This window comes from Cryocola sp. 340MFSha3.1, from assembly GCF_000383315.1.
Lineage (GTDB): Bacteria > Actinomycetota > Actinomycetes > Actinomycetales > Microbacteriaceae > Leifsonia.
Window position 1 is genome coordinate 1,407,815 of record NZ_KB911087.1, and the last position, 17,737, is coordinate 1,425,551.

Consider the following 17,737-nt stretch of genomic DNA (forward strand, 5'->3'; position numbering starts at 1 on the left):
TCGGGCGGTGGAGTGGGCGGTCAGGCGTCGGCGGTCGCCGGGTGTCCGGAGAAGATGCCGGCGGGAAGGGGTCGGGTGCCGGATGCCGTCGCCCGGAGTGCGGGGATCAGGATGGTGTCGACCAGTGCCTCGAGGTAGTCGTCGGTGACGGCGAGGCCGTTGAGGCGGCGGAGCAGGAGCACGGAGCCGGTGACCTCTTCGAACGGGAAGGGGTCGACCCCCTCGGGCAGCTCGCCCCGGCCGATCGCCGCAGCGACGACGTCCGCCGGAAGGCGCGCACCGGTCGGGCCGACCGTCTGCTCGATCGTCTCGCCGAGCTCCGGGTCCTCGAACCCGGCCTGCAGGAGCGCGAGCGCGGTCTGGCCGTCGGCCGAGCGGAGGGTCGTGAGCAGGCGCCGGCACAGCGCCAGCAGGTCGCCACGCAGAGACCCCGTGTCGATCGCGTCGGCGTCGTCCCGGCGGGCCGGGCCGACTTTCAGTGCGGCGACGACCATCTCGCGCTTGTTCGCCCAGCGGCGGTACAGCGTCGGCTTGGAGGCGCCGGCTCGGCGGGCGACCTCCTCGAACGAGACGCCGTCGTAGCCGCGCTCGGCGAGGAGCGCGTTGACGACGGCGAGGATGTGCGACTCGCGGCTGTCGTCGCGCGGGCGCCCCGCACGGCGTGGGCTGGTCTCTGAATACGACACGTACCGTATCGTAACGCGATTCGCCTCGATCGCCAAACGGTGGGGAGACGCGTCAGCGGAGCACGGGGTCGCCGACGCCTGCGGTGAACTGCCGGACCTCCCGAAGCGTGGGACTCGACTCCCAGTCGCCGGGCGTCATGCAGAGCATCGCTCCGCAGACGTTGGCGCGGTGCAAGCGCGCCGCGACGTCCGATCCGTCCAGGACGCCGCTCAGGTACCCCGCGACGAAGGCATCGCCGGCTCCGACCGTGTCGACGACATCGACGACGAGCCCCGGGGCGTCGACCACCTGCGTCGACAGGATGGTCGTCGCGCCCTCGGCGCCGCGCTTGAGCACGACCTCCGTGGGGCGATGCGCGAGGAGGCGCTCGCACGCGTCCGCGGCATCCGTGCGCGGGGAGAGCAGTTCGAACTCCTCCGCGCCGCCGAACACGATGTCGGCGCGTTCGGCCACCTCCCGGAGCCACGGCCCCGCAACGGCCGGAGCAGCGAGAGAGGATCGGTAGTTGATGTCGAAGGTCACTACGACGCCGGCCTCTCGGGCGCGGTCGATCGCGACCGAGAGGGTCTCGCGGGCCGATTCGGAGATGAGGGCCGTGATCCCCGTGAGATGCAACAGGTCGGCCTGTTCGATCCAGCCGTCGGGCAGGTCGGAGGGCGACAGCCGCGATCCGGCCGAGCCGGATCGGTAATACAGAACGCGGGTCGACGTCGGGTGGGGGCGTTCTTTGAGCATGAGGCCCGTCGGGGCGCCCGCATCCACGACGGCGCGCGCGTCGACCCCCTCCGCGCGGATCTCGCGCACGACGCGCTCCCCCAGCGAATCGTCGCCGACCCGACCGAGCCACGTGACGTCGACGCCGAGCCTGCGCAGGGCGATCGCGACGTTGCTCTCGGCGCCGCCGACGCCGAGAGCGAGGTCGGACGCGTGCCGGAGGCTGCCGATGTCGCGGCTGCGCACGAGAGCCATCGTCTCGCCGAGCGTCGCGACACGTGGGCGGTCGGACACGGCCGTCATGCGCTGCCCCCGGCGGCGACAGCGACGAACGCGCGGGCCCGCTCACCGAGGGCGACGAGGTCGCCGCCCTGGAACGCGTCGCCCAGCAGCGGGCCGCCGATGCTCACGGCCGCGGCGCCGGCCGCGAGCCACTGCGAAGCGCTCTGGAGATCGATGCCGCCAGACGGCACCACCTCGATGTCGGGGAACGGTCCCCGCAGATCCTTGACGTATCCCGCGCCGAGCCGTCCGGCAGGGAACACCTTGACGGCGGACGCCCCGGCCGACCACGAGGCGAACAACTCGGTCGGCGTGAACCCACCGGGAACGAGCGGCACACCGGCCTCCGCGGCCGCGGCGAGGAGCGCGGGAACCGTGATCGGGGTGACGAGGTAGCGGGCGCCCGCATCCACCGCGCGCCGGAGCTGGTCGGTGTCCGTCACGGTCCCGATCCCGAGGTCGACGTCATCGCCGAAGCGCTCGATCAGCCCCGGGAGGTGCTCGATCGTCCCCGGTGTCGTGAGGGTCAGCTCGACACTGCGGATGCCGGCATCGATGAGCACCTCCAGCACGGGGTCGTAGTCCTCGGCGCTCCTGGCTCGCGCCACGACGATGAGCCGCGACTGCGCCGTCTTCTGCGGGAGCGGAAGCCGCGCGACGTCACCAGTCATGGACGGTCCCGTCCGTGAGCCGATTCACGGGGAGGTAGGCCTTGGTGTACTCGAAGGCGGCCGCCGCGTCCTCGTCGAGCTCGACACCGAGCCCGGGCTCCTCCCCCGGGTGAAGGAAGCCGCGGTCGAACGTGAACGACGTCTGGAACACCTCCAGCGTCTGCTCGTTGTGGGGCATGTACTCCTGGATGCCGAAGTTGTGGATCGCGAGGTCCAGGTGGAGCGCTGCCGCCATCCCGACGGGCGAGATGTCGGTCGGACCGTGGATGCCGGACTTGATCCCGTAGATCGCGGCGAAGTCGAGCAGCTTCTTCATCGCGGTGATGCCGCCGGTGTGGGTGACGGCGGAGCGCACGTAGTCGATGAGGCGCTCGGTGATGAGCGTCTGGTAGTCGAAGACGGTGTTGAAGACCTCGCCGATCGCGAGCGGCGTCGTCGAGTGCTGGCGCACGAGACGGAGCGCCGTCTGGTCCTCGCCCGGGGTGCAGTCCTCGAGCCAGAACAGGTCGTACGGCTCGATGTCCTTCGCGAAGCGCGCGGCCTCGATCGGCGTCATCCGGTGGTGGCCGTCGTGGAGGATCCGGAGGTCGGTGCCGAAGTCCTCGCGGATCTTGGCGAAGATCCCCGGCATGTGGTTGAGGTAGTTGCGGGTGTCCCACGTCTCTTCGCTCGGGCGGCCGTTCTCGGCGCGCTTGGCCGGCTCATAGTCGTAGCGCACCCCGGGTCCGGCCGCCGAGACGCCGTAGATCTGACCGAGCCCCGGCACACCGGTCTGCACGCGCACGGCGGTGAAACCGAGCTCCTGGTAGCCGGTGATCGCGTTCGCGAGCGCGTCGTAGTCGGTGCCGGAGGCGTGGGCGTAGACGCGGACGCCGGACCGGCTCGCACCGCCGAGGAGCTGGTAGAGCGGCATCCCGGCCTTCTTGGCCTTGATGTCCCACAGGGCCATGTCGACCGCGGCGATGGCCGCCATGGTGACCGGTCCGCGCCGCCAGTAGGGGCCGCGGTAGAGGTACTGCCAGGTGTCCTCGATGCGGTCCTCGTCACGGCCGATGAGAGTGGAGGCGACATGGTCCTCCAGGTAGGAGGCGACCGACAGCTCGCGCCCGTTCAGTGTGGCGTCCCCCCAGCCGACGATGCCGTGCGAGGTCGTGATCTTGAGGGTGACGAAGTTGCGTCCGGGGCTGGTGATGATGGTATCGACGCGGTCGATGGTCATTGATCGTCCTTCCTTGTCACATCGCGGCGCGCGGGTCGGTGAGGTCGCGCCCCGTCCACTCGGGCGCCACGATCGCGGCGACCAGTGCGCACACGGTATAGATGCCGAGCAGCACCATCACCGGGATGATGCTGCCGGTCGTCGCGGCGACCCAGGCCGCAGCGATGATCGGGCCGATGCCGGTGGCGATGATGGCGGCGATCTCGCGGACGATGGCCGTCAGCGTGTAGCGGTTCCGCGCTCCGAAGATCTCGGGGAGCGAGATGTTCTCCATGGACGCGAGGCCGAGGACCGAGACGTTGTGGATCACGGCGTAGCCGACGAAGATCCAGCCGACCTCCTTGGTGTTGATCGCGAGCATCGTCGGGATGATCAGCACGAGCGAGAGCGACGTCATGATGATGTACATCCGCCGGCGGCCGAACAGGTCGCCGAGCCAACCGACCAGCGGGATGGTGCCGAAGCCGATGAGCGAGGAGACGATCACGATCTCGGGGCCGACGCCCTTCTGGACGGCGAGCGTGATCGTGATGAAGGAGATCATGTAGGTCTGGATCAGACCCGAGTTGCCGGCCTGGCCGAAGCGGAGGAAGAACGACACGAGCGTCGCCTTGACCGGCTTCTTCCGCAGGGCCTCGAGCGCGCGGAGGTCGTTGCTCTTGGTCGCGAGGTCGACCATCTCATCGCGCGAGAGCGCCTTGCCGTCGACGACGTCGGTGCGCTCCTCGAAGACGGGGCTCTCCTTGAGGCGGAAGCGCACCCAGACGGCGAACACCATCACGATGGAGCTCGCGATGAAGGGGATCCGCCAGCCCCAGGCGATGACGTCGTCCTCCATCATGACGGCGAGGAGGAGTGCCCAGATCGCGGAGGCGAAGAGCGTTCCGCAGTTCGTGCCGAGCGCGACGAGGGAGGCGATGATGCCGCGCCGACGCGCGGGAGCGTACTCGGCGAGCATGACGCCGGCACCCGAGATCTCCGCGCCGGCGCCGAAGCCCTGCGCGAGACGCAGCACGACGAGCATGATCGGCGCGAGGATGCCGGCCTGCGCGTACGTCGGCAGGAAGCCGATGAGCGTCGTCGCGAGGCCCATGAGCAGGATCGTGTAGAAGAGGACCTTGCGGCGGCCGACCTTGTCGCCCATCCGGCCGAAGTACCAGGCGCCGAGCGGACGGGCGATGTAGCCGACGCCGTAGGTCGCCATGGCGAGCACGACGGCCATGCCGGGCTCCTCCCCGGCGAAGAAGAGCTGGCTGAAGACGAGGGCGGCGGCCAGGGAGTAGAGCTGGAAGTCCATGAACTCCAGTGCCGTGCCCAGCCAGCCCGAGACCGCGGCCCGGACGAGGTCGCCGGTCGATCTCTCGACCGTCTGCGGGGGCGCGGAGGCGTCCACACCGGGGACGTTGGAAGTGCTCATCGTTACTCCTTCGTAAATGAGTGGGGGGAGGGTGGTGGAGGGTCAGAGACGCAGAAGGACCTTGGCCGACGCGGACGAGTCGCGCGCGACCCGGAACGCGTCGACGGCGTCTGCGGCGTCGATGGTGTGCGAGATGACGGAGTCGAGGGCGTCCGACTCGGCGAGCATCGCGACGGCGTCGTCGATCTCGGTCGAGAAGCGGAATGCGCCGCGGAGGGTCAGCTCCTTGGCGAGCATCGGCGCGAGGTTGACGCCGATCTCCGCGTCGGCGAGCATCCCGACCTGCACGACGGTTCCCGCCCGGCGCGCCGCGCGGACGGCCTGGGTGACGGAGACGGGGACGCCGGAGCATTCGAAGACGACGTCGTACGACTCGTCCGCGATGGAGTCGCGGCCGACGAGCACGGGCTCGCTCGCGCCCAGGGCCGCGGCGCGATCGAGGGGCTCGGCGCGCACGTCGCTCGCGCCGACGGTGGCGGCCCCCGCGTGCACGGCCGCCGAGACCACGAGCAGTCCGATGGGGCCCGCGCCGATGACGAGCACACGCTTTCCGCTGATGTCGCCCGCCAGGCTCACGGCGTGCAGGGCGACGGCGAGCGGTTCTGCGAGTGCCGCGCGTTCCAGCGGAAGGCCCTCGGGGAGAACACGGATCATGTGCTCCTCGACGAGGAGGTACTCCGCGGCGCCGCCCTGGCGATGCGGCATCGTCGCGGCGCTGCCGAAGTAGTCGCCGCCGGGGCGCAGGTGCGGCCTGTCCTCGAGGCCGGGCACGTCGGCGCCGTAGCGGGCCGGGTGAACCGTCACGGGGGTCCCGGCGGCGAGGCGCCCCGACGGGTCGAGGTCGACGACGGCCGAGAGCTCATGGCCCGGGGTCAGCGGCTCCCGGATGGTGTACTCGCCGTTCGCGCCGTGGAAGTAGTAGTGCAGATCGGAACCGCAGATACCGACGTACCGGACCCGGAGCCGCACCTCGCTCGACGCGGGCTGAGGCACCTCGCGGTCCTCCCAGCGGATGTCTTCCTTGCGGTGGATGGCGAGCGCCTTCATCATCGCGCCTTCCTCGTGATCGTGGGTCGGGTTCACCGTGCTCATGCCGGGACCTCCGATGCTCGTGACCTGATGTCGGTCTCCGCCGTCGTGACGCTCTCCGTGATCGCCGCCGAGACGCCGTCGCGTTCGATCGTGTCGACCAGCTCGCCGACGCGCTCGATGAACGCCGGACGGTCGGCGAGGTCGGTGCCGAAGAGCCGGAGGTCTGTGATCGAGGCCTCGGCGAGATCGGCCCCGGTACGGGCCGACCCGGCGAGCGGGATCAGTCGCTCGCGGGCGGCATCCTTCATCGCGGCGGCGAAGGGGCCGGGATCGAATCCGGGCCGGGGTGCGATGCAGGAGAGGTAGGCGGCCACGGTGAGGGCGATCATGTGCGGCATCTCGCCGCGGTCGAGCAGCCGGAGCGCCGGCTCGGGGATGCGCTGACGCAGTTTGACCGAGCCGTCCGTGCCGACCTGGCTCGTCTTGTGCCCGAGTGCGGTGTTGCCCCAGCGGAGGAACAGCTGACGCTCGTACTCCGCGATGTCGACGCCCGACGGGACCTGGATGGACGGCGTGTACTCGTGGGCGAGCACCGCGCGCGCTGCACGCTCGATCGCCGGCCGGCCCACGGCATCCGGGATCGTCTCGGCGTTCTGCAGCGCGCCCAGGTAGGCGATCAACGAATGCGTTCCGTTGAGGAGCCGCACCTTCATGTCCTCGTAGCGGCCGACCTCTCTGCTGAAGACCGCTCCGCCGGCCTCCCAGGCGGGCCGTCCTGCGGCGAAGTCGTCCTCGATCGCCCACATCGTGAAGGGTTCGGCCGGGACGGGGATCTCGTCCCACGCGCCGAGGAGCGACGACACCTCGCTGCGGAGCGCGGGCGTCGTGGACGGGACGATGCGGTCGACCATGCTCGAGGGGAACGAGACCGACGACTCGAGGAAGGCGAGTGCCTCGGTGCCCTCGCTGGCAGGCAGAGCCTCCAGGAACTCGCGGACGAGAGCCTTCGTGCGGGCGCCGTTGGCTGCGAGATTGTCGCAGCTGAGGATCGTCAGAGGGGCTCCGGATGCCGCGGCCCGCCGCTGGATGCCGCGAGCGAGCTGTCCGATGGTCGAGCGAGGGTGGCCTCCGCGCAGGTCGGAGACGATGGTCGGGTCTGCAGTGTCGAGGTGACCCGTCGCGGGCGAGGAGCTGTAGCCGTTCTCGGTGACCGTGAGCGTGACGATGCGGATGCCGGGGTCGGCGATGCTCTCGACGACGCGGTGGGGCTCGTCCGCCGCGACGAAGGCGTCGGTGTGCACGCCCGGGATGCTCAGCGACATTCCCTCGGGCGAGATCGTCGCGACCGAGGAGAGCAGGTCCTGTGCGCGCATCGCGTCGACGACGGTCCGCGATCGCGAGGCGACGCCCACGATGCCCCAGTCGCCGCCGTCGGCCGCGATGGCTGCAGCCGTGTAGACCGCCTGGTGTGCGCGGTGGAAGCTGCCGAGGCCCAGGTGGAGGATTCCGGCACGGGCGGGAGTCTCGGGGAGCGGGACAGCACCGTGGTGGGAGCGCGACAGGCGCTGCGGAGTGCCGCTCACGAGTGCACCCCGGTTCGAGGTGCCCGTCGGCGGGTCCTGGGATCTTCGATGATCGGCATGGAAAAGAGTGTGAATGGTTTGTACAAAATTGTCAAGACGCATTCCATGTTGCAGGATGAGCCATGATGGAACAACTGTTCCCGCAACACCGGAGAGGCGGCAATGGGTGCGACGCTGACTGACGTAGCGCGACGCGCGGGCGTCTCGATCGCCACGGCATCCCGCGCCTTCGGAGAACCCGACCGCCTCGCGACCGCCACACGAGACCGGGTGCTCCAGGCCGCCAACGACCTCGGTTACGACAGCCCGCAGGTGGCGACCGCCACACGTTCGTTCGGCGTCGTCGTGCCGGACGTCGCCAACCCCGTCTATGCGACGCTCCTCAAGGCCATCCACTCGCAGGCGTGGCACGGTCGTCACCGCACCGTGCTGTTCGACACCGACGAGGATCGCTGGCGGGAGCGCGAGCAGATCGAACAGGCGCGCAAGCTCGACGGCATGCTGCTGTGCTCACCCCGCCTGCCGGACGACGAGGTGCTCACGCTCGCCGGAGACACTCCCTTCGTCATCGTCAACCGCCTCATCGAGGGCGCCCCCTGCGTGCTCATGGACATGGAGAACGGGCCGCAGCAGGCGGTCGAGCACCTCGCCGCACTCGGCCACACGCACATCGCCTACGCGGCCGGGCCGACAGGATCCTGGGCCGACGGCCAGCGTGCCGCCACGATCACGAAGGCGTGCGAGCGGTTCGGCATCCGCCTCACGCACCTGAGCCACCAAGCGGCGTCGATCGAAGGCGGGCGGGCCGCGGCCGCGCCCGTGATCGCGAGCGGGGCGACGGCCGTCATCGCCTACAACGACCTCGTCGCGCTCGGCCTCGAAGCCGGCATGTCGGAGATGGGACGGTCCTGCCCGGCCGACATCAGCATCATCGGAATCGACGACATCGACATGGCCAGCGCCGTGAACCCCGGGCTGACGACGGTCAAGATGCCGATCGAGCGATGCGGAGCGCTCGCCGTCGAGCTCCTGCTGCAAGTGATGGCCGGCGCAACGCTCACGGAAGCCGCAACACTCGGCTCGCAGCTCATCGTCCGGGGGACGACGGCGGCTCCGAAGTAGTTCATTTCAAGATAGTCCGAAATGGTACTATCTGCTCATGACCAATCATCTCGCTGTCGCACCATGGTCGCTGGGCCTGCCGGACGCATCCCCGCCGCAGGGCATGTCCTTGTATCGGCTACCGACCGGCTTCTACGAGACCCGGGCGGCTTTCGCCGTGAAAGGCGGGGCCTTCAGTGACAAGCGCCGCTTCGCAGCCTCGTCGGTGCTCATCACCCACCCCGCCGGGGACCTGTTGATCGACGCCGGTTTCGGGGCGGGCCTGGCCGACCATGTCGCCCTGCTCCCCCGCGTCGAACGCGCTCCGTATTCGCGCGAGAAGACGGTGCAGGAGCAGCTCGACGCCGCGGGCTACGACTGGGCGAACCTGCGCGGAGTGCTGGTCACCCACGTCCACTGGGACCACGTGAGCGGTCTCGACAGCCTGCACGTCCCCATCTGGATCAACGCGGATGAGATGCGATACGGCGCAGAAGACACGCACGGCGCCGTGTTCCGGACGGTGTCGGCCTGCCTGCCCGTCCATGAGTACGCCTTCGACGGGCCCGCCTACCTCGGCTTCCCCGCCAGCCATGACGTATACGGCGACGGCTCGGTGGTGATCGCTCAAGCGGGTGGGCACACCTTCGGCTCCGTCGTGGTCTTCGTGACCGTGCCCGACGGCGATCGCTACGCGTTCATCGGAGACATCGCCTGGCAGTCCGATGCGATCACCGACGGGCTCGAACGTCCGTGGCTGATGCGGAAGATGGCGGACACGGATGCGGCGAAAGTGCGTGAGAACCTGCAACGGGTGATCGCGCTCCGAGACCTCATGCGGATCGTGCCCGCCCACGACGGCGGCGCATATGAGAGCATCGCAGCACTGCCCGCCCGATTCCCGACCGTGGATGGGAGCCAACGATGACCGCGGAATCTCCAGCCCCTGCCGAGGCGTCCGCAGCCGGACCCGGACCAGAGTCCGAGATCACCTGGCTCCTGCACCGGGCGGCGCAGCGCATGCACGCGGTCACCGAACGGGAGGCCGTCGCGCACGGGCTCCAGCTGCGCGACTACATCATCCTGAGCGCCCTCGACAAGACGACGGGGCTGACCCAGATCGAGCTCGGCAGGGTGCTCGGGCTGGACAAGACCACCCTCACCAGCCAGCTCGACCGGCTGGAGCGGAACGGCCTCATCGAGCGACGCCCCGACCCGCGCGATCGGCGCGCCCGCATCCCGGTCATCACCGAGGAGGGCGAAGCCCTGCGGTCCGCGGCGGCGCGGTCGGCAGACGAAGCCGAACGCCACGCGCTGCGCGACTTCGACGACGACGACATCGTCCGACTTCGTCGCATCCTCTTCGCCATCGTCGGCGACACCGACACCGACACCGACACCGATGGATCGCGGCCATGACCGAGAACGATCGGATCGCTGCCGGACGGGCGACCTACGCCCGCAACGTCGGCGTCGACGAGACGCAGGTCGAGGCGATCATGACCGAACGCGCCGGCGCCGCATACACGCGGGAGGCGTTCCTGGCCGCCGGCGGCCCCGGCTGGCAGGGCGATCAGCTCACCGATCGCGACCGGTCGATCGCGGTCATCGCCGCCCTCGTCGGCCAACACGTCGTCGACGACCGGCTGGCGACCTATCTCTCGGCCGCCCGCGCCAACGGGGTCACCGAAGACGGGCTGGCTTCGCTGATGATCCTGCTGACCGCCTACCTCGGTCAGCCGGCGACATCGGCCGCCATGGCCGCCGTGCGCCGGACTCGACCTCTGGCCTAACGAGGGGTCGGCACGACGACCATCCCCAGCGCCTCGGCCAGCACGACCGCCTGTCGCTCGTCGATGACCGTGCCGCGGACGACGACCTCCGACGGGTCGACGCCCGTCAGGTCACTTCCCGCGATGCTCGCCGCGGTGAGGTCTGCGCCGGTCAGCGTCGCGGCGCTGAGGTCGCATCCCTCGAACCGGGCCTCCTGACACCGCGCCTCGGAGAGGTCGGCCTCGCGCAGGCGGACTCCCTCGAACGACGCACCCCGCAGCTCCGCGCGCCGCAGACCGACGAACGACCAGTTGCCGTCCGTGACCTTCAGCAGGGAGAACTCGCATCCATGGAACGAGCTGCCGGTGACCTTACAGCGCCGGAAGCTCGCGTCGAAGAAGTTGCAGAACTCGAACCGGCAGTTCACGAACGCCGAGTCGTCGTGCTCGCTCACGTTGAAACGCACCTTGCGGAACACGCACTCGGTGAAGGTCGCGCCCCTGCTGCGCAGCTCGGTGAAGTCGACGTCGTCGAACACGACCCCGGTGTACTCGACCGAGTCGAGCTCGCGCCCGTACCAGTCCTCGCCCTTGATGGTCTCTCCGCCGTCCGTCACGAGGCGAGCCTAGCCCGGCGCGGAGCGGCGGGCGGCGGCCACCTGCCGCGCGGAATGTGACTTTCGTTGTAGTCGATCGGGCCCCCGAAATGGTGAGGACCACTCGACAATGAGCGGATGAGCACCGCGGCCCACCCGAACCGGGGCGCCTTCGCGTCGTGCGCGTCCAGGGTAGGTCTGGCCTTCCTCGAGGGCCGTCCGGTGGTGATGGGCGTCTTCGCGTTCCGCTTCCTCGTCGGCAGGCTGCTGGCCGCCGGCGAGGACGGGGCGTCGGCGTCGCTGTGGCTCGGCGCGTCCTCGTGGATGCTCGCGGTATGGGCCGTCTACCTGATCAACGGGATCAGCGACGTCGAGGGCGACCGACTCAACGGCTCACCCCGCCCCCTGGCGACCGGCAGGCTAGATCTCCCGTCGGCGTCCGTGATCGCGGCGACTCTGCTCGCGCTATCGCTCCTCATGGCCTCCCTGCTCCCCCGCCCGTTCCTGCTCGCCGTGGTGGGGTTCGTGGGCCTCGGACTCGTCTACTCGGTCGGGCCGTGGGCGGCCAAGAAGGCGGCGATCGCGGCGCTCACGATCGCAGCCGCGGGGGTGTTCCTGACGTATCTCGCTGCGGCGCTCGTCGTTGCCGAAACGGTGCCGACACCCGCGCTGGTCTTCGCGGCGGTGGCATCCTGCTGGATCGCGGTCGCCGGGCACACCAAGGACTTCGGAGACGTCGCGGGTGACGCGGCGGAAGGGCGCCGGACCCTTCCGGTGATGCTCGGAATCCAGCGCGCCCGCGTCGTGGTGGCGATCGGAACGGGTGTCGTGTCGGCCACGTCGATGGCCCTCGGTGCACTCGTCCACCAGCTGCGGGCCCTGATCGCCCTCGGCGTCGCCGGTCCCGTCGTGATCGCCTTCACCCTGCTGGTCGAGGGCGGAGACCGCCGACGCGACAAGCGGCCGTACCGCTCCTTCATGGCGGGTCAGTACGCTCTGAACGTCGCAGCGCTTCTAGGCGCGCTCGAGAGCTGAGGGTCGGACGTGGTGATCGGTAACGACGGAGTCGCATTGCGCGACCGCATCGTGGAAGCGCTGTTCGAGCGGCTCCGGGGCGCGGAGAGCACCCTGGTTGCAGACCCCGACGTGAGCGAGCAGCTCGTGGCGCAGGTCGACTGGATCCTCGACCGCACCTTCGACCGGCTCGGCCGCCCAGCCGGTGCGGGACGGCTCGCGACTCCGGCCCGGCACGGGTCCGGCGTGGGCGAGACGCGGGCGCGCCAGAACATCCACCCGGTAGACAGCCTCAGCGCGGCGACCGAGCTCTTCGATGTCGCGTTCTCGATCATCAGCGCCGACCAGGACTCGGCCGTCAGCCTCGCCGACCTGGCGCGGGCCCTGAACGCCTCCATCATGGATGCCGTCGTCCCGGCCTCGATCGGGTACGTCGATGTGCTGCTGGAACGCCTGGCCGTCGCCCACAGCGAGGAGCGCCTCAGCATCTCGCGCGAACTGCACGACCGCGTGGCGCACAGCATCGCCGCCGGCCTCCAGCGATTCCAGCTCGGGGGCGTCGACGACGCGTCCGATCCCCGCCTGCGGGAAGGCTTGCAGCTGTTCGGCGCCGCACTCGACGAGACCCGCGCGATCGCCCTCGACCTCCGTCACGCCGTGGGCGACAAGCGGCTCGACGAGGCGCTGCGCGACTACGTCGGCGACCTCGACGACTCGGGCCCGCCGGTCGAGACCACGGTCGACGGGGAGCCGTACCGCCTCTCCACCGCAGTTCAGGAGGAGGCGTTCATCATCGTCCGCGAGGCGGTGCACAACGCGCGGCGGCACTCCGGCGCCGAACTCATCCGTGTCCACTCGCGGTGGGACCGCCGCAGTCTCACCATCGTGGTGAGCGACAACGGGCACGGATTCGCCCACGAAGCGGTCCGGTCGGGCGCGCTCGGCCTGATCGCGGCGCAGGAGCGTGCAGAACTGATCGGCGCCGACCTCCACATCGCTCCGGGTCTCGGCACCGGGACCGTACTCACACTGACCATTCCGAGAGGGCGGGAAGCCGCATGAACGACGAAACGCGAACCGTGGTCCTCATCGACGACCACGGGATGTTCCGCCAGGGCATCCGGGCGCTCATCGAGGACCGGTTCCGGATCGTCGGGGAGGGTGGATCCAGCGAGGAGGCGTGGGCGCTCGTCACCGAGCGCTCCCCCGACGTGCTGCTCCTCGACGTCGAGATCCCGGGGGTGCCGGCGGAGCAGACGATCGCGCGCATCCGGCGGCATCACCCGGAGACGGCGGTCGTCATCCTCACGATGCACAGCGACGCCGTGCTCGAACGGCAGCTGTTGCGCGCCGGAGCGGCGGCCTTCGTCACCAAGACTGTGGGGAGCGAGCAGCTGATCGCGGTGATCGCCCGTGCGACTCCTCCCGTCGGAGAAGCGGCGGAGGCGGGCGCCGATGCGGAGGCGGCCGGCGCCATCCTCACGGTGCGTGAGCAGGAGGTGCTCCGGATGATCGCCCAGGCGTATTCGAACCGCGACATCGCGATGTCGCTGTCGATCGCCGAGGGCACGGTCAAGCGGCACACGACGAACATGTACGAGAAGCTGGGAGCCACGTCCCGGATCGACGCCGTCCGGAAGGCCGCGCGCCTGGGGCTGCTCGACTGACGCTGTTTGCTGAAGAGTTGGGGCGGTGGCAGGCCCCCGCTCCCGCCACCACCAGCGCCGTTCCCCCGAAGGCGCACATTGAAAGTAATCGCTTCCCTCCCCCAACTGAATACACCTTTCGTCACATTCCCCCTCCACTCCCTTCCCACCCACCTTCGAGCCCGCAAACTTTGCACGCCGCCGCGGCGCTTCGTGTGCAAAGTTTGCGGACTCGACGGTGGGGCGGAGGCGCGACGGGAGTGGGCGGAGGGGCGGAGGGGGTCCGATACGCTCGGGGTATGGCCCACGATCTCGCTGACTTCCTCGGCGACGTCGGGCCGCTCGTGTTCTACCTGGCGGTGTGGGGACTCGTCTTCGCCGGTACCGCGCTCTTCATCGGCGTCTTCATCCCGTTCATCACGGGCGACTCACTGCTGTTCGGCGCCGGCATCCTCACCGGCACCAACCCGGAGCTGAACATCTGGGTCCTCGCCATCGGCGTCGGGATCGCCGCCGTGCTGGGCGACCAGGTCGGATTCTGGCTCGGCCGTCGGCTCGGCCGGCCGTATCTGACCCGCCGCGGCGGTCGCTGGGTGCAGGCCGGGGTGAAGCGGGCTGAGCGCTTCTACGAACTCTTCGGCTGGTGGTCCGTGGTCATCAGCCGGTACATCCCGTGGGGTCGCGTCTTCATCCCGCCGATCGCCGGGATCAGCGCGATGAGCTACTGGCGGTTCCTCACCGCCAACATCGTCGGAGCGCTCAGCTGGGGCGTGCTCATCACCGTAATCGGCTACTTCGCCGCCGTCAATCCGAGCGTGCGACCGGTCGCCTACGTCGTGGCGGGCGTCGTCATCCTCGCTTCCCTCGTCGCGGGCGTCCGTGCCTGGGTCCTCGACCGGCGCGCGCGGCGGACCCTCGCGGAATGACCTGTACCCGCCCCGGGGTTCGCGCGGCCCGGGGCGGGCGATCGGGCGTCACTCGCGGACGAACCGCAGCGTGACGAGCTCGAAGGGACGCAGCTGCAGGTCGAGCGCACCGTCGCCGGTCTCGCGCTCGAGCAGATCCGTCCTCTGGATGCGCCGGTAGGGGAACGACGCGACCAACGTCGTCGCGGCGCGCGACCCGAGCGATTCGTACAGCCGGACGACGACGTCGCCCGAGCCGTCCTCGGCGAGCTTGACGGTCTCCACGACGACGGCCGGATCGCTCGACACGATCAGCGGATCCACCGCGGCGGGCGCGGGACGCAGGGGCAGGTTGAGCCGGTAGCCGGCCTCGATCGCCGCGTCCACTCCGCCCACCACGAGGGAGGTGCGCAGCGTGTGCCGGCCCTGGTCTGCTTCCGGGTCCGGGAAGAGCGGGGCGCGCAGCAACGTCTGACGCACCAGGGAGTAGGTGCCGCCGCCATCGCGCGGGTGGCGCGTCACATCGTGGCCGTAGGTGGAGTCGTTGGCGACCCCGACGCCGAACCCCGGCTCGCCGACGTGGACCCAGCGGTGCGCGCTCGTCTCGAACCGGGCGACATCCCAGCTCGTGTTGGTGTGCGTCGGGCGTTCGATGTGGCCGAACTGGATCTCGGACCGCGCGGACGCGGTGTGCACGTCCACGGGGAAGGCGAGTTTCAGCATGCGCTGGCGCTCGTGCCAGTCGACGTTCGTCTCGATGTCGAGGGCCGGGGAGCCGGCGGCGAGCGCGAGCGTCTGCGTGACGGTGGACGCCCCGAACCGGCGGATGACCCGCACCGCGACGAGCTCCGGCGACTCGGAGACCACCTCCAGGGAGTCGAGACCGCTCAGGTCCTCGCCGGAGAGCCGATACTCGATGTCGACGTCCCAGGCGTCCCACTGGGCGGGGGTGTCGCGGAACAGCTGGAGCACATTGGCGCGCGTGCCCGGGGGCACCGCCTCGCGACCGGTGGTCGCATCCAGCAGGGACGCGACCAGACCGTCGGCATCGACGAGGACGCTGACGCGGTCGTTCGACAGCCGGATGCCGTCGCCGTCGCGCTCGATGCGCGCGTCGCCGGTCCGCTGCGGGACCGCAACTCCGCCGGCCGGTACGCCGTCGACAGCGAACGGGGAGGAGTTGGCGACGAGACCGGCGCTCGTCGCATCCGCAACTCCATCCGCAACTCCGTCACCCAGAGCCGCCAGCGACCGCGCGATGACCGCCTCCAGCGACTCCGCCACCCGCGCGTAGTTCTCGACCGCCTGGTCGTGCACCCAGCCGATCGACGAACCGGGCAGGATGTCGTGGAATTGCTGCAGCAGCACCGTCCGCCAGGCCTCGCGCAGCTCGCGCTCCGGATAGTCGGCCCCGGCACGGACGGCGGCGGTGGCCGCCCAGAGCTCCGCCTCGTGCAGCAGCGCCTCGCTGCGGCGGTTGCCGCGCTTGGTCCGCGCCTGCGAGGTGTACGTGCCGCGGTGGAATTCCAGGTAGAGCTCCCCCACCCACACCGGCGCCGGGTCGAACTCGGCCTGCGCCGCCTCGAAGAAGGTGGCGGGCGATGCGACGCGCACCGTCGGCGACCCCTCGAGGTCGGCGGTGCGCTCCGCCGCCGCGAGCATCTCGCGGGTCGGGCCGCCGCCGCCGTCGCCGAAGCCGAAGGGCACGAGCGAGGTGTTCGCCCGGCCCTTGTCGGCGAAGTTCCGTTCGGCGCGTGCCAACTCCTGGCCGGAGAGGAGGGAGTTGTACGTGTCCACGGGCGGGAAGTGCGTGAAGATGCGCGACCCGTCGATGCCCTCCCACTCGAACGTGTGGTGCGGGAACAGGTTCACCTCGTTCCACGAGATCTTCTGGGTCAGGAAGTTGTCCATCCCCGCCTCCCGCGCGATCTGCGGAAGCGCACCCGAGTAGCCGAAGGAGTCGGGAAGCCACACCTCGCGCGGCTCGTACCCGAACTCCTCGAGGAAGAACCGCTTGCCCTCGACGAACTGCCGGGCCATCGCCTCGGATCCCGGCATGTTGGTGTCCGACTCGACCCACATGCCGCCCACCGGGACGAACCGGCCCTCGGCGACGCGCGCCCGGATGCGCTCGAACAGCTCCGGATAGAACTGCTTCATCCAGGCGAACTGCTGGGCGGACGAGCACGCGAACACGAAGTCCGGGTCCTGATCCATCAGGTCGAGCACGTTGGAGAAGGTGCGGGCGCACTTGCGGATGGTCTCGCGCACCGGCCACAGCCAGGCCGAGTCGATGTGCGCGTGCCCGACCGCGAAGACCCGGTGCGCCGTCGCGGACGCAGGCGAGGCGAGCACCCCGGCGAGCGCCTCCCGCCCCCGCGACACCGTCCCGGCGACGTCGAAGGGATCGACCGCGGTGACGGCGGCCTCCAGCGCGGCGAACAGGGCGGCCCTGCGGGGCGACGTCTCGGGCAGCACGAGCGCGAGCCCCTTCGCGGTGAAGATGTCCTGCACCAGCTCCCACACCTCGCGGTCGCGATGAACGATGTCCACGCGGCGCAGCGTGTAGATCGGGGTCTGCGGCGCGGTCGACACCCGGCCCATCCCGGTCGGCGCGAAGGTCCAGTTCGAGCCGACGTCCGGGTTGGCCGCGGCCTCGACGTACAGTTCGAACGACTCCCCCGGCCGGGCCTGGAGGCGCACGTAGGCGTTGTACGGCTCCAGCGCCTTCAGGATGGTGCCCTCGGGAGTCCACACCAGCCCCTCCGCCTGGAATCCCACCTGGCTCAGCGTGAACCCGAGGTCGACGAGGAGCTCGACATCCTCGGCCGCCGCATTCCACTCCGCCGGGACCGTGCCGGTCACGCGGAACCACACGGTCCCCCACGGACGACCCCACGCCTCCCCCGCCGCGAACGGCCGGAAGTCGTTCGCGACGGCGTCGGCGAAGGGCACCGGCTCGCCGGGCGCCTCCCACGCCTCGATCGACGCGGGCACGGCCGCACGCTCGAGGGCGGGCGTGAGGCGTTCGCGGACGAATCGATCGATGCGCATCTCGGCGAGCTGGTTCTGCTGGTACAACGGTTCTCCTTGGGTGA

Annotated in this window: 17 protein-coding genes; 8 read left to right on the plus strand and 9 right to left on the minus strand. The window is 70.1% G+C overall.

Translation table 11 applies throughout. The features are described from left to right. Positions 1-20 precede the first annotated feature (20 nt). Genes H284_RS0106665 through H284_RS0106695 form a run of 7 tightly spaced genes read right to left on the minus strand, consistent with a single transcriptional unit; the run spans position 21 to position 7,605 of the window. Positions 21-686 carry a TetR/AcrR family transcriptional regulator gene (locus H284_RS0106665; RefSeq protein WP_020075618.1) on the minus strand — a complete coding sequence of 222 codons (666 nt, stop codon included), beginning with the start codon at positions 684-686 and terminating at the stop codon, positions 21-23. Between the two features lie 52 nt (positions 687-738). Then, complete coding sequence (locus H284_RS0106670; protein WP_020075619.1) at positions 739-1,704, minus strand: sugar kinase; 966 nt, start codon at positions 1,702-1,704, stop codon at positions 739-741. Further along, positions 1,701-2,354 carry a bifunctional 4-hydroxy-2-oxoglutarate aldolase/2-dehydro-3-deoxy-phosphogluconate aldolase gene (locus tag H284_RS0106675; RefSeq protein WP_020075620.1) on the minus strand — a complete coding sequence of 218 codons (654 nt, stop codon included), beginning with the start codon at positions 2,352-2,354 and terminating at the stop codon, positions 1,701-1,703. The genes H284_RS0106670 and H284_RS0106675 overlap by 4 nt, the downstream gene beginning before the upstream one ends. Further along, a complete protein-coding gene (manD, locus tag H284_RS0106680; RefSeq protein ID WP_020075621.1) occupies positions 2,344-3,573 on the minus strand; it encodes a D-mannonate dehydratase ManD in 1,230 nt (409 codons plus the stop codon). Before manD ends, H284_RS0106675 begins: the two co-directional genes overlap by 11 nt. A gap of 16 nt (positions 3,574-3,589) precedes the next feature. Next, positions 3,590-4,990, minus strand: a complete 1,401-nt coding sequence (locus tag H284_RS0106685; protein ID WP_018189786.1) for an MFS transporter — start codon at positions 4,988-4,990, stop codon at positions 3,590-3,592. 42 nt (positions 4,991-5,032) lie between these two features. After that, positions 5,033-6,082: an L-idonate 5-dehydrogenase gene (locus H284_RS0106690; RefSeq protein ID WP_020075622.1), complete on the minus strand. Its 1,050-nt coding sequence runs from the start codon at positions 6,080-6,082 to the stop codon at positions 5,033-5,035. Then, on the minus strand, positions 6,079-7,605 hold the full coding sequence (locus tag H284_RS0106695) for a mannitol dehydrogenase family protein (protein ID WP_020075623.1): 1,527 nt from the start codon (positions 7,603-7,605) through the stop codon (positions 6,079-6,081). Before H284_RS0106695 ends, H284_RS0106690 begins: the two co-directional genes overlap by 4 nt. Positions 7,606-7,767: 162 nt before the next feature. On the opposite strand from H284_RS0106695, the gene H284_RS0106700 reads away from it, so the two are divergent. The 4 genes from H284_RS0106700 to H284_RS0106715 are packed head-to-tail and all read left to right on the plus strand — an operon-like array spanning position 7,768 to position 10,499. Continuing rightward, entirely contained in the window at positions 7,768-8,727 is a 960-nt protein-coding gene (locus tag H284_RS0106700; protein WP_020075624.1) for a LacI family DNA-binding transcriptional regulator, read from the plus strand. Between the two features lie 37 nt (positions 8,728-8,764). Continuing rightward, the gene (locus H284_RS0106705) at positions 8,765-9,634 is read left to right on the plus strand and encodes an MBL fold metallo-hydrolase (RefSeq protein WP_020075625.1); all 870 of its coding nucleotides are present in this window, start codon (positions 8,765-8,767) and stop codon (positions 9,632-9,634) included. Beyond that, on the plus strand, positions 9,631-10,125 hold the full coding sequence (locus H284_RS0106710) for a MarR family winged helix-turn-helix transcriptional regulator (RefSeq protein WP_020075626.1): 495 nt from the start codon (positions 9,631-9,633) through the stop codon (positions 10,123-10,125). Before H284_RS0106705 ends, H284_RS0106710 begins: the two co-directional genes overlap by 4 nt. Then, positions 10,122-10,499 carry a carboxymuconolactone decarboxylase family protein gene (locus H284_RS0106715; RefSeq protein ID WP_020075627.1) on the plus strand — a complete coding sequence of 126 codons (378 nt, stop codon included), beginning with the start codon at positions 10,122-10,124 and terminating at the stop codon, positions 10,497-10,499. The genes H284_RS0106710 and H284_RS0106715 overlap by 4 nt, the downstream gene beginning before the upstream one ends. Here the strand turns inward: H284_RS0106715 and H284_RS0106720 are convergent. Further along, a complete protein-coding gene (locus tag H284_RS0106720; RefSeq protein WP_020075628.1) occupies positions 10,496-11,095 on the minus strand; it encodes a pentapeptide repeat-containing protein in 600 nt (199 codons plus the stop codon). The two genes, H284_RS0106715 and H284_RS0106720, sit on opposite strands and share 4 nt — an antisense overlap. A gap of 117 nt (positions 11,096-11,212) precedes the next feature. Here H284_RS0106720 and H284_RS0106730 point away from each other — a divergent pair, with 117 nt between their 5' ends. From H284_RS0106730 to H284_RS0106745, 4 genes are all read left to right on the plus strand, one after another. After that, positions 11,213-12,109, plus strand: coding sequence for a UbiA family prenyltransferase (locus tag H284_RS0106730; protein WP_020075629.1), 897 nt, complete (start codon positions 11,213-11,215; stop codon positions 12,107-12,109). Between the two features lie 9 nt (positions 12,110-12,118). Continuing rightward, entirely contained in the window at positions 12,119-13,150 is a 1,032-nt protein-coding gene (locus H284_RS0106735) for a sensor histidine kinase (protein ID WP_020075630.1), read from the plus strand. Further along, the gene (locus tag H284_RS0106740) at positions 13,147-13,755 is read left to right on the plus strand and encodes a response regulator (RefSeq protein ID WP_020075631.1); all 609 of its coding nucleotides are present in this window, start codon (positions 13,147-13,149) and stop codon (positions 13,753-13,755) included. Before H284_RS0106735 ends, H284_RS0106740 begins: the two co-directional genes overlap by 4 nt. A gap of 278 nt (positions 13,756-14,033) precedes the next feature. Then, the gene (locus H284_RS0106745; protein ID WP_020075632.1) at positions 14,034-14,660 is read left to right on the plus strand and encodes a DedA family protein; all 627 of its coding nucleotides are present in this window, start codon (positions 14,034-14,036) and stop codon (positions 14,658-14,660) included. Positions 14,661-14,708: 48 nt separating this feature from the next. Here the strand turns inward: H284_RS0106745 and H284_RS0106750 are convergent, their stop codons facing one another. After that, complete coding sequence (locus H284_RS0106750) at positions 14,709-17,720, minus strand: alpha-mannosidase (protein WP_020075633.1); 3,012 nt, start codon at positions 17,718-17,720, stop codon at positions 14,709-14,711. Positions 17,721-17,737: the final 17 nt, after the last annotated feature.

Excerpts from the sequence above, each read along its gene's own strand:
- H284_RS0106670 (WP_020075619.1), bottom strand. The coding sequence starts at position 1,704 with ATGACGGCCGTGTCCGACCGCCCACGTGTCGCGACGCTCGGCGAGACG.
- H284_RS0106675 (WP_020075620.1), bottom strand. The coding sequence starts at position 2,354 with ATGACTGGTGACGTCGCGCGGCTTCCGCTCCCGCAGAAGACGGCGCAG.
- manD (WP_020075621.1), bottom strand. The coding sequence starts at position 3,573 with ATGACCATCGACCGCGTCGATACCATCATCACCAGCCCCGGACGCAAC.
- H284_RS0106685 (WP_018189786.1), bottom strand. The coding sequence starts at position 4,990 with ATGAGCACTTCCAACGTCCCCGGTGTGGACGCCTCCGCGCCCCCGCAG.
- H284_RS0106690 (WP_020075622.1), bottom strand. The coding sequence starts at position 6,082 with ATGAGCACGGTGAACCCGACCCACGATCACGAGGAAGGCGCGATGATG.
- H284_RS0106700 (WP_020075624.1), top strand. The coding sequence starts at position 7,768 with ATGGGTGCGACGCTGACTGACGTAGCGCGACGCGCGGGCGTCTCGATC.
- H284_RS0106705 (WP_020075625.1), top strand. The coding sequence starts at position 8,765 with ATGACCAATCATCTCGCTGTCGCACCATGGTCGCTGGGCCTGCCGGAC.
- H284_RS0106710 (WP_020075626.1), top strand. The coding sequence starts at position 9,631 with ATGACCGCGGAATCTCCAGCCCCTGCCGAGGCGTCCGCAGCCGGACCC.
- H284_RS0106715 (WP_020075627.1), top strand. The coding sequence starts at position 10,122 with ATGACCGAGAACGATCGGATCGCTGCCGGACGGGCGACCTACGCCCGC.
- H284_RS0106730 (WP_020075629.1), top strand. The coding sequence starts at position 11,213 with ATGAGCACCGCGGCCCACCCGAACCGGGGCGCCTTCGCGTCGTGCGCG.
- H284_RS0106740 (WP_020075631.1), top strand. The coding sequence starts at position 13,147 with ATGAACGACGAAACGCGAACCGTGGTCCTCATCGACGACCACGGGATG.
- H284_RS0106745 (WP_020075632.1), top strand. The coding sequence starts at position 14,034 with ATGGCCCACGATCTCGCTGACTTCCTCGGCGACGTCGGGCCGCTCGTG.